The 11,373-nt window shown below is 63.0% G+C and carries 8 protein-coding genes; 6 read left to right on the forward strand and 2 right to left on the reverse strand.

The features are described 5' to 3' along the window. The first annotated feature begins 35 nt into the window (after positions 1-35). From ampD to HX817_RS31595, 3 genes are all read left to right on the forward strand, one after another. Positions 36-599 carry a 1,6-anhydro-N-acetylmuramyl-L-alanine amidase AmpD gene (gene ampD / locus HX817_RS10880; protein WP_003215934.1) on the forward strand — a complete coding sequence of 188 codons (564 nt, stop codon included), beginning with the start codon at positions 36-38 and terminating at the stop codon, positions 597-599. Next, positions 596-1,432: a regulatory signaling modulator protein AmpE gene (ampE, locus tag HX817_RS10885; protein WP_003215936.1), complete on the forward strand. Its 837-nt coding sequence runs from the start codon at positions 596-598 to the stop codon at positions 1,430-1,432. The genes ampD and ampE overlap by 4 nt, the downstream gene beginning before the upstream one ends. 1,485 nt (positions 1,433-2,917) lie before the next feature. Beyond that, positions 2,918-3,622, forward strand: coding sequence for a methyl-accepting chemotaxis protein (locus HX817_RS31595; RefSeq protein WP_371317773.1), 705 nt, complete (start codon positions 2,918-2,920; stop codon positions 3,620-3,622). A gap of 32 nt (positions 3,623-3,654) precedes the next feature. On the opposite strand, the gene HX817_RS10895 is transcribed toward HX817_RS31595, so the two are convergent. Together HX817_RS10895 and cra are read right to left on the reverse strand one after the other, a co-directional pair. After that, positions 3,655-4,431: a TatD family hydrolase gene (locus tag HX817_RS10895; RefSeq protein ID WP_134327328.1), complete on the reverse strand. Its 777-nt coding sequence runs from the start codon at positions 4,429-4,431 to the stop codon at positions 3,655-3,657. Positions 4,432-4,436: 5 nt separating this feature from the next. Beyond that, complete coding sequence (gene cra / locus HX817_RS10900) at positions 4,437-5,432, reverse strand: catabolite repressor/activator (RefSeq protein WP_003215943.1); 996 nt, start codon at positions 5,430-5,432, stop codon at positions 4,437-4,439. Positions 5,433-5,726: 294 nt separating this feature from the next. On the opposite strand from cra, the gene ptsP reads away from it, so the two are divergent. From ptsP to HX817_RS10915, 3 genes are read left to right on the forward strand one after another with little or no spacing between them, the layout of a single operon-like run. Further along, complete coding sequence (ptsP, locus tag HX817_RS10905) at positions 5,727-8,585, forward strand: phosphoenolpyruvate--protein phosphotransferase (RefSeq protein WP_177040238.1); 2,859 nt, start codon at positions 5,727-5,729, stop codon at positions 8,583-8,585. Further along, the gene (gene pfkB, locus HX817_RS10910) at positions 8,586-9,506 is read left to right on the forward strand and encodes a 1-phosphofructokinase (RefSeq protein ID WP_177040239.1); all 921 of its coding nucleotides are present in this window, start codon (positions 8,586-8,588) and stop codon (positions 9,504-9,506) included. 11 nt (positions 9,507-9,517) lie between these two features. Continuing rightward, positions 9,518-11,230 (forward strand): PTS fructose-like transporter subunit IIB, encoded by a 1,713-nt coding sequence (locus HX817_RS10915; protein WP_003215951.1) that lies wholly within the window; start codon positions 9,518-9,520, stop codon positions 11,228-11,230. Positions 11,231-11,373 lie beyond the last annotated feature (143 nt).

The following is an 11,373-nucleotide window of genomic DNA, read 5'->3' on the forward strand; positions in this document are numbered from 1 at the left end:
TACTGAGTCACCCCAGCCTCGTTCAAGGAACCAGTATGCAGTTGGACCCCGCCAGCGGTTGGTGCCAGGGCATTCGCCATTGCCCCTCGCCCAACTTCAACGAGCGCCCCGGTGGCGAGATTTCCCTGTTGGTGGTGCACAACATCAGCCTGCCACCGGCGCAATTCGCCACCGGCAAGGTGCACGAGTTTTTCCAGAATCGCCTGGATGTCACGGAACACCCCTACTTTGAAGGTATTGCCGACCTACGGGTTTCTGCGCATTTTCTGATTGAGCGTGATGGCGCGGTGACGCAGTTTGTCTCGTGCCGGGACCGGGCCTGGCATGCCGGGGTATCGAGCTTCGAGGGGCGTGAGACGTGTAACGACTTTTCCCTGGGGATCGAGTTGGAGGGCACTGATGACCTGCCCTTCACCGATGCCCAGTATCAATCCCTGATCGCCCTGACGCGCCAGTTACTGGCGGCGTACACGGGCATTACCCGCCAGCGCATTTGTGGCCATAGCGATATCGCCCCGGGACGCAAGACCGACCCCGGACCCGAATTTGATTGGGCGCGCTTTCGCAGCGCCTTGCAGGATGGAGGACACGCACAATGAGTTTTCTGGTGTTGGTGCTGGCGGTATGGATCGAGAAGTTCTCGGCCCTGCGTCACCGAATACAACGTGATGGCGGTTGGTTGCGGGAACTGGCCAAGCTGGAGTCGAGCGCCAGCCTGGGCAAGCAGCCGTGGCTGATCCTCACATTGCTGGTGCTGCTGCCGGTGGCCTTGCTTGCGTTGTTGTTGCTGGTGCTGGAGCCAGTGGCCTATGGCCTGTTGGCGCTGCCGGTGCACCTGCTGGTGGTGATCTACAGCCTGGGCCGTGGCGATCTCCTGGCCGGATTGGGCCCGTTCCGTGATGCCTGGCGCCGGGGTGACCTGCAAGCGGCCGAACATGTGGCCGAACGTGACTTGAGCATCAGTGCCGACAGTGGTGAGCAGTTGCTGGAGCGGGTCCAGGGCCATCTGTTGTGGCAGGCCTACCAAAGCTTCTTCGCGGTGATTTTCTGGTACTTCCTCCTCGGACCGGTGGCCGCCCTGGCCTACCGTCTGCTGGCGCTGGCGACCGAGAACAGCAAGAACCCACTGGTGGCCGAGCGTGCCGGGCAATTGCGCCATGCCTTCGACTGGTTGCCGGTACGTTTGCTGGCGGCGAGTTTCGCCCTGGTCGGCAACTTTGTGGCGGTCGGCCGGGTGATGCTGCATGAGCTGCTGAGCTGGGACATCAGTGCTGCGCAACTGGTGGAGAAGGTGGGCCTGGTGGCCGCGGAGATCCCGCCACCGGTGGTAGGCGCCGAGGGCATCAACAGCCTTGATCGTATCTGGGAGTTGCTGCTGCGTGCCGCCGTGCTGTGGTACGCCGGCTTTGCCATCTGGACCGTGCTGCCCTGATTTGCCTCCCTGTAGGAGCGGGCAAGCTCGCTCCTACCTCGTTAACCTTAAGTTACAAACCTCCTTTTCGAATTGAGCTATACAGACAGAGCGCCAAATAGTGGCTATCTGCCGCCGCCCTGCGCCCTCAATAAAAATAAAAGAAAAGGGAGTTCACCTGTGAAGAGCTTGCTCTATCCCGCCGTCGCGTTCATGAACCGCCTGACCTTCGGCATGAAGTTCAGCCTTATCAGCGTGCTGTTCCTGTTGCCGATGCTGGCCACCAACTACTACCTGGTGCGCGATTCCTGGCGAGAATTCCAGGGCACTCGCATCGAGCTGCAAAGCCTCGACCTGCTGGGCAGCAGCCTGGCCCTGCGCCGCGACCTGGAAACCCTGAACAACCAGGTACAGATCAACGCAACCCTCGGCCAATCAGGCAAGGCCGGTGATATCGAAAACAAAATCACCGCCCTCGAAGACAGCCTGCTGCAGCGCCTGCAAAGCTTCCACGCCCTGTCCGCCGACCCTGAGCAGGCCGCCGCCTTCGAAGCCAAGCGCGATGAAATGATCGCCGCCTTCAAGGCCCAGCAACAGGAAACTTCACTGCTCAGCAAAAGCGCGCTGATCGGCAAACTCCTCAACAAGGCGCAGATGCTCAGCCAGATCATCGCCAGCCAGTCGGGTTTGAGCCGTGACCCTCAGGACGACCTGCGCCAACTCAGTGAACTGATCACCAGCGTCACCCCGCAAGTCACCCAGACCCTGGGGGAAGGCCGGGCCATGGGGGCTTATTCGTTGGGCCAGGGTTTTCTCAATTCGTCGTCCAGCACTCGTTTTGACGAGCTGCTGCAGCAACTGGAAAAGCTCCAGGCGGAATACGGCCTGAAACTGCAGGATGCCCTCGGCTCCAGCAAGCCCGCCCACGCAGCGTTGGCGAGCCTGGCGGACGCGAGCAAGGCCAGCCTCAAGCAAGGCAGTGAGTTGTTCGAAGAGCAGGTCGTCATGGCCGAAACCCTCGACGCCCCATGGCAAGACTTCTACGACGACGTCAGCACGTTGATGGCCAAGACCTATCAGCTCGACGAAGCCACCCTGACCTTTCTCGAGCAGCAACTGGAGCAACGCCTGTCGGAAAACCGCACGCACATGATCGGATTGGTGGCGGCACTGGCGTCGGTGTTTTTGCTGATCTTCTATTTGTATGCCGGTTTCTACGCCTCCACCCGCACCACCTTGCGCCGCCTGGGGGCGACGATGGACAAGGTGGCGGCCGGTGACATGACCGTCACCATCATCGCCCACAGCCGCGACGAACTGGGGGATTTGGGCCAGGTGTTCAACGCCACCGTGGCCAAAATCCATGACCTGATCGAGCGGGTAGGGCACACCGTCAACCAGGTCGAACACCAGGCCGGACAAGTGGAGTCAGTCTCGGCCAGCAGCAACCAAGCCGTGTCCGGCCAACGCAGCCAGATCGAGCAAGTGGCGACCGCCATGAACCAGATGTCATCCACTGCCCAGGAAGTGGCGCGCAGCGCGGCGGCGGCGGTCAGCAGCGCCCACAGCGTCAACGATGAAACCGTCAGCGGACGCGGCCTGGTGCAGTCCCAGCAAGGCAGTATCGCGGCGTTGGCTTCGGAGATCGATCAATCGGTACGGGTCATCAACCAATTGGCTATCGACAGCCAATCCATCAGTCGCGTGCTGGGAGTGATCAAGAGCATTGCTGAACAGACCAATCTGCTGGCGTTGAATGCCGCCATCGAGGCCGCGCGCGCCGGTGAGCAAGGACGCGGTTTCGCCGTGGTGGCCGATGAGGTGCGCACTTTGGCCCGGCGCACCCAGCACTCCACCGAGGAAATCGAGCAGATGATTGCCAAGCTCCACAGCGGTGTCGGCGCTGCGGTGAAGGCCATGGGCACCAGCCACGAGATGGCCAATGGCACGGTGGGGCAGTCGGAAAAAGTCCAGCAGGCCCTCGAAAACATCCTCGGCGCGGTAGGCATGATCGTCGACCAGAACCAGCAGATTGCCGCCGCCGTCGAACAGCAGACTGCCGTGGCCCATGACATCGATCAGAACATCGTCGAGATCAATCGCGCCGGTGAACATGCAGCGCAGGGCGCGCACCAGACTGAAGAGGCCAGCCGGCAGTTGTCCTTGCAAGTGATCGAGCTGAAGCAGTTGATCGGGGCCTTTCGAGTGTGAGGCATGGCCAGGCATGCATCGGGGATGGGCGCCTACCAGTTGAACAGCTCGCAGGCATTGCGGGTGCTCGCCTCGGCCAGCGCTGAGGAGCTGATGCCCATGCGCTCCGCCAGGGCGGCGCAGATGTCTGGCAGGTGTTCGGGGCTGTTGCGCTGGCCGGGGTACATCACGGGGGCCATGTCCGGTGAGTCGGTTTCCAGTACCACGCTTTCCAGCGGCAGCCGGGCGATCACCTTGTGCATGCGCAGGGCTTGCGGCCACGTGGCCGCGCCGCCCAGGCCCAGTTTGAAGCCGAGCTTGATGTACTCGCGGGCCTCTTCCTGGCTGCCGGCAAATGCGTGGATGATTCCGCCCCGTGGCAGCCGAATGCGCTTGAGAGTGGCGATCACGGCAGCGTGGCTGCGGCGCACATGCAGCAGCGCCGGCAGTTGGAAGTCCACCGCCAGCTTCAGTTGCGCTTCAAACAGGCTTTGCTGGCGTTCGCGGTCCAGCTGTTCGAGGAAATAATCCAGGCCGATTTCGCCCACCGCGCACAGTTGCCGGTGGCCGTTCAGGCGGGTCAGCCAGTCGCCCAGTTCCGTCAGGTCGGCGGGGCGATGGTCGTCGAGATACACCGGGTGCAGGCCGAAGGCGGCGAATAAATCCGCGTCGGTTTGCACCAGGTCCCACAACCGTTGCCAATTCTGCTGATAGACCCCGAGCACCACCATCCTGCGCACGCCCAGGCGGCGACTGCGGCTCAGGACTTCGCGGCGGTCCGTATCGAAGTCCGGAAAATCCAGATGGGTGTGGCTGTCGATCAGCTCCACACCGCTTACTCCGAGTGAATCCGCTGCTTGAACGTACGGCCGATGGCATGCACGCCGGGTTCGTAGTGCTGTTCTTCAATGGCCGCCAGCGCCAGGCGCAGCGCGGTGTCGGCAATCAACTGATGCTGCTGGGCCATGGCATTCACCGGCAGCGGCAGGAAATCCAGCAGTTGGGTGTCGCCAAACGTCCCCAGTCGCAGTGGCCGGGATTTGAGCGGGAAGTCATGCAGCGCGTCAAACACCCCTTGCAGCAGGACGTAGGACGTAGTCACCAGTGCGTCAGGCAAATGCCCCAGGCTTTGCAGCAACTGCTCCATCAGCTGTCGGCCACAGTCGCGGCTGAACGACTCGCCTTGTTCGATCAGCACTTCGCCGCTGAAGTCTTTCAGCGCTTGCTTGAAACCGGCGGTACGTTCCTGGCTGATGCTCAGCTCTGGTCGCGCGCCGATCAACACGATCTGCTTGGGCAGCGGGTGCAGCAGGCTGCTGGTCAATTGCTGGCAGGCCTGGCGATCATCGCTGACCACCGAGCAAAACTGCGTAGACTCCATCACCCGGTCGATGGCGATCACCGGCAAACCCTTGGCTTGCAGTTCGCGGTAGCTGTCGTCGGTGGCCGGCAGGCAGCTGGCGACAAACAGCGCATCGCAACGGCGGGCGCGGAACAGTTGCAGCAGTTGCCGCTCACTGTTGGCGTCGTCGTCGGAGCTGGCGATCAGCAATTGATAGCCGCGGGCACGGGCGCCTTGTTCGAGCAGCTTGGCGATGCGTGCGTAACTGGGGTTTTCCAGGTCCGGCAGGATAAAACCCAGGGTACGGGTGTGCCGGCTGCGCAGCCCGGCGGCCTGGGGGTTGGGCGTAAAGCCATGTTCTTCAACCACGGCGCGCACCCGTTCGACGGTTGCGCTGCTGATCCGTTGCTGTTCGGCCTTGCCATTGATGACGTAGCTGGCGGTGGTCACAGACACACCGGCAATGCGCGCGATATCACTGAGTTTCAAACCGGGATTTCCTTGTTTTTTAGAGCTTGCCCCGACATTTTGTCCAATCGTAACCGATTACTGCAGGCGACCATTGTCGCAACTCAACAGCCGAGTGGCTCTTCAATCATGGGAAATTAACGCGTAATCTGCCATAAATTCTAGATTAAACGTTTCAGCAAGCGTATTTTTACGATTATCGCGACGAGTGTGGTCCTGCCAACTGACCACTCAGTCAATTTTATTCGAACGCTTTTGCACTGATTTATTCAAAATAATACCTAGTGCGCCCGCCGCACTAACTAGGAGAACGGCATGCTTGAGCTCACCCACGAGCAGATATCCATGGGCCAGACGGCTGTGGATAAGTCTGCTGCCTTGCAACTGCTCGCTGAAAAACTGGTGGCCGATGGCCTGGTCGCCGAGGGTTACCTCAGTGGCTTGCAAGCGCGTGAAGCCCAAGGTTCGACCTTTCTCGGCCAGGGTATCGCCATCCCCCACGGCACCCCCGAAACCCGCGACCAAGTGTTCGCCACCGGCGTGCGCCTGCTGCAATTTCCCGACGGCGTGGATTGGGGCGATGGCCAGATCGTCTACCTGGCGATCGGCATTGCCGCCAAATCCGACGAACACCTGCGCCTGCTGCAACTACTGACCCGTGCCCTCGGCGAGACCGACCTGGGCCAGGCCCTGCGTCGCGCCAGTTCTGCCGAGGCCTTGCTGAAACTGCTGCAAGGTGCGCCGCAGGAGCTGGCGCTGGACGCACAGATGATTGGCCTGGGCGTGTCGGCTGATGATTTCGAAGAACTGGTGTGGAGAGGCGCACGCCTGTTGCGCCAGGCCGATTGCGTGAGCAATGGCTTTGCCGCCGTGCTGCAACAAGTCGACGCGCTGCCCCTGGGCGATGGCCTGTGGTGGCTGCACAGCGAGCAGACAGTGAAGCGTCCCGGCCTGGCCTTCGTCACCCCGGACAAACCCATGCGTTACCTGGGCCAGCCCTTGAGCGGCCTGTTCTGCCTGGCCAGCCTCGGCGAGGCCCACCAGACCTTGCTCGAACGCCTGTGTGCCTTGCTGATCGAAGGCCGTGGCCAGGAACTCGGCCGCGCCACCAGCAGCCGCGCCGTATTGGAAGTGCTCGGCGGTGAACTGCCCGCCGACTGGCCAAGCGTGCGCATTGCCCTGGCCAACGCCCACGGGCTGCATGCGCGCCCGGCGAAGATCCTCGCGCAATTGGCGAAAAGTTTTGACGGTGAAATCCGTGTGCGCATCGTCGATGGAGACGTCGGCGCGGTATCGGTAAAAAGCCTGAGCAAGTTGCTCAGCCTCGGTGCGCGTCGCGGCCAGGTATTGGAGTTTGTCGCTGAGCCAACCATTGCCGGTGACGCCTTGCCCGCCTTGCTGGCGGCAGTGGAAGACGGCCTCGGCGAAGAAGTCGAGCCGTTGCCGGCAGTCAGCGCCCAACAAGCCGTGGCCGAGATCGAACCGGTCATCAGCGCGCCAGTGTCCGGCAGCCTGATCCAGGCCATTGCCGCCGCACCCGGCATTGCGATTGGCCCGGCGCATATCCAGGTGCTGCAACCTTTCGAATACCCGCTGCGCGGCGAGTCGCCGGTGATCGAGCGCCAGCGCCTGCACGCGGCATTGACCGACGTGCGCCGGGACATCCAGGGCCTGATCGAGCGCAGCAAATCCAAGGCCATCCGCGAGATCTTCATCACCCACCAGGAGATGCTCGACGACCCGGAACTGACCGACGAAGTCGAGACGCGCCTCAAGCAGGGCGAAAGCGCCGAGGCCGCGTGGATGAGCGTGATCGAAGCCGCCGCCAAACAGCAGGAATCGTTGCAGGACGCCTTGCTCGCCGAGCGCGCTGCCGATCTGCGTGACATTGGCCGCCGCGTGCTGGCACAACTGTGCGGCGTCGAAACCGCCCAGGAGCCGGACGAACCCTACATCCTGGTGATGGACGAAGTGGGTCCCTCGGACGTGGCGCGCCTGGACCCGGTGCGTGTCGCCGGCATCCTCACTGCCCGTGGCGGCGCCACCGCCCACAGCGCCATCGTCGCCCGTGCTTTGGGCATTCCCGCGCTGGTGGGTGCAGGCCCTGCTGTATTGCTGTTGGCTTCGGGCACGCCGTTGTTGCTGGATGGCCAGCGCGGTCGCCTGCATGTGGACGCCGACGCCGCCACCTTGCAGCGCGCCACCGTCGAACGCGACACCCGCGAACAACGTCTGCAAGCCGCCGCCGCCCAACGCCATGAACCGGCCCTGACCCGCGATGGCCATGCCGTCGAAGTATTCGCCAATATCGGCGAAAGCGCCGGGGTTGCCGGCGCGGTGGAGCAGGGCGCCGAAGGCATCGGCCTGCTGCGCACCGAACTGATTTTCATGGCCCACAAACAAGCGCCCGACGAAGCCACCCAGGAAGCCGAATACCGCCGCGTGCTCGACGGCCTCGGCGGCCGGCCGCTGGTGGTGCGCACCCTTGATGTGGGCGGCGACAAACCGCTGCCGTACTGGCCGATCGCCAAGGAAGAAAACCCCTTCCTCGGCGTGCGCGGCATTCGCCTGACCCTGCAACGCCCGCAGATCATGGAAGCGCAATTGCGCGCGCTGTTGCGTTCGGCAGACAACCGTCCACTGCGCATCATGTTCCCCATGGTTGGCAGTGTTGACGAGTGGCGACAGGCTCGGGCCATGACCGAGCGCCTGCGCCTGGAAATCCCGGTGGCCGACCTGCAACTGGGGATCATGATCGAAGTGCCGTCGGCCGCGTTGCTGGCGCCGGTACTGGCCAAGGAAGTGGACTTCTTCAGCGTCGGCACCAACGACCTGACCCAATACACCTTGGCCATCGACCGTGGCCATCCGACGCTGTCGGCCCAGGCTGACGGCCTGCATCCGGCGGTGTTGCAACTGATCGACATCACCGTGCGCGCCGCCCATGCCCATGGCAAATGGGTCGGCGTGTGCGGCGAGCTGGCAGCCGACCCTTTGGCAGTTCCGGTGCTGATCGGCCTGGGAGTGGATGAGCTGAGTGTGTCTGCGCGCAGCATCCCCGAGGTCAAGGCACGGGTGCGTGAATTCAGTCTGAGCGAGGCCCAGGGCCTGGCACAAAAAGCCCTGGCGGTGGGTTCTCCCGCCGAAGTGCGTGCGCTTGTGGAGGCCGTGTAAATGGCAAGGATTTTAAGCCTGACGCTGAACCCGGCGTTGGACCTGACGGTGCGCCTGGCGCGCCTGGAACCGGGCGAGGTCAATCGCAGCGAAGCGATGATCACCCACGCTGCCGGCAAGGGCGTGAACGTGGCCCAGGTGCTGGCGGACCTTGGTCATCAGGTGACCGTGGGCGGCTTTCTTGGTGAGGACAATCCCCAGGCATTCGAGATGCTGATTGCCCGTCGCGGTTTTACCGATGCGTTTATTCGGGTGCCGGGAGAAACCCGCAGCAATATCAAGATCGCCGAGCAGGATGGGCGGGTCACGGATGTCAATGCGCCGGGCCCGTTGGTCAGCGAGCAGGCGCAACACGCACTGCTTGAGCAACTGGCGCGGATTGCTCCGGGCTACGACGCCGTCGTCGTGGCCGGCAGCCTGCCACGCGGCATCACCCCTCAGTGGTTCCAGGGCCTGCTGCAGCAACTGAAAAACCTCGGCTTGAAAGTCGCCCTGGACACCAGCGGCGAAGCGCTGCGCGCCGGATTGAACGCCGGCCCGTGGTTGGTCAAACCCAATACCGAAGAACTGGCCGATGCCCTTGGTCATTCCACAGATGCCATCCGCCAACTGCATCGGCAAGGTGTGGAGCATGTGGTGGTCTCCGACGGTGCCGCGGGTGTGAGCTGGTACAGCCCGGAAACGGCGCTGCACGCCACGCCGCCCAAGGTAATCGTGGCCAGTACCGTAGGCGCCGGCGACTCGCTGCTGGCCGGGATGCTTCACGGTTTGCTCAGTGGCGATACGCCGGAGCAGACCCTGGGCCGCGCCACCGCCATTGCCGCGATGGCGGTCACGCAGATCGGCTTTGGCATCACCGACGAAGCGCAGCTTGAGACTTTGCAGAGCGGCGTCCACGTGCGCCCGCTGACAGAACAATAAGAGGGTTGGTCATGAAGTTAGCCATTGTTACTGCCTGCCCGAACGGCATGGTCACCAGTGTGCTGTGCGCCCGCTTGCTGGATGCCGCCGCGCAACGCCAGGGCTGGAGCACCAGCGTCGAAGTGGTCGACGTGCAGCATCCGGAACGCCAATTGTCGGCGGCCACCCTTGAAGCCGCCGAGTGGGTATTGCTGGTCAGCAGCACGCCGGTGGACATGCAGCGTTTTGTCGGCAAACGCGTATTCCGCAGCACGCCGGCCCAGGCGTTGCAGGATGTGGACGCGGTGTTGCGTCGCGGGGCCGAGGAGGCCCAGGTGCAGGTGGCTGACGCGGCACCGGCGAAAAGCACGCCGCGTATCGTCGCGATCACCGCGTGCCCGACCGGCGTCGCCCACACCTTCATGGCTGCCGAAGCGTTGCAGCAAACCGCCAAGCGCCTCGGGTATGACTTGCAGGTGGAAACCCAGGGCTCCGTGGGCGCCCGCACGCCGCTGAGTCCCGAGGCGATTCGTGACGCCGACGTGGTACTGCTCGCCGCCGACATCGAAGTCGCCACCGAGCGCTTTGCCGGCAAGAAAATCTATCGCTGCGGTACCGGGATCGCGCTCAAGCAATCCGAGGCGACCCTCAACAAGGCGTTGGCCGAAGGCAAGCAGGAATCCGCTGCCAGTGGTGCCGCTGCCAAACCGGAGAAGACCGGTGTCTACAAACACTTGCTCACCGGCGTGTCGTTCATGCTGCCGATGGTGGTGGCGGGCGGTCTGCTGATCGCCCTGTCATTCGTGTTCGGCATTCATGCCTTTGAAGAAAAAGGCACCCTGGCCGCCGCGCTGAAAACCGTCGGCGACCAGGCGTTCATGCTGATGGTGCCGCTGCTGGCGGGTTACATCGCCTACTCGATTGCCGACCGTCCTGGATTGGCCCCCGGCATGATCGGTGGCCTGCTGGCCAGCACTTTGGGCGCGGGGTTTATCGGCGGTATTTTTGCCGGTTTCCTCGCCGGCTACTGCGTCAAATTCATCAGCCGCGCGATCCGTTTGCCCCAGAGCCTGGAAGCCCTCAAGCCGATCCTGATCATCCCGTTGCTGGCGAGTCTGTTCACCGGCCTGGCGATGATTTACCTGGTAGGGCCGCCGGTGGCGAAGATGCTCACCGGCCTCACGGATTTTCTCAGCACCATGGGCACCACCAACGCCGTGCTGCTGGGCATCTTGCTGGGCGGCATGATGTGCGTCGACCTCGGTGGCCCGATCAACAAGGCGGCCTACGCGTTTTCCGTCGGCCTGCTGGCAGCGCAAAGCGGTGCACCCATGGCCGCGACCATGGCTGCCGGCATGGTGCCGCCGATTGGCATGGGCATCGCCACCTTCCTGGCGCGGCGCAAGTTCGCCCAGACCGAGCGTGAAGCCGGCAAGGCCGCGCTGATCCTCGGCATGTGCTTTATCTCTGAAGGCGCGATTCCGTTTGCTGCCAAGGACCCGCTGCGGGTAATCCCGGCAAGCATCGCCGGCGGTGCGCTGACCGGTGCGCTGTCGATGTATTTCGGCTGCAAGCTGATGGCGCCCCATGGTGGATTGTTTGTGATGCTGATCCCGAATGCGATCAACCATGCGCTGCTGTATCTGCTGGCGATCGTGGCGGGCAGTTTGTTGACGGCCGTGGTGTATGCATTCCTCAAGCGCCCTGAGACCGTAGAGCTTTCTGTCGCACCCGCCCAGGCATAACGCGGTTCATGTAGGAGCTGGCTTGCCTGCGATGCAGGCACCTCGGTGTATCAGCGCAACCGAGTTGAGGCTATCGCAGGCAAGCCAGCTCCCACATTTGACCTCCGTGAGCAATAAGGCCGGTGTCATAACTCGTTCATCCC

This window comes from Pseudomonas sp. C6002, from assembly GCF_013385805.1.
Lineage (GTDB): Bacteria > Pseudomonadota > Gammaproteobacteria > Pseudomonadales > Pseudomonadaceae > Aquipseudomonas.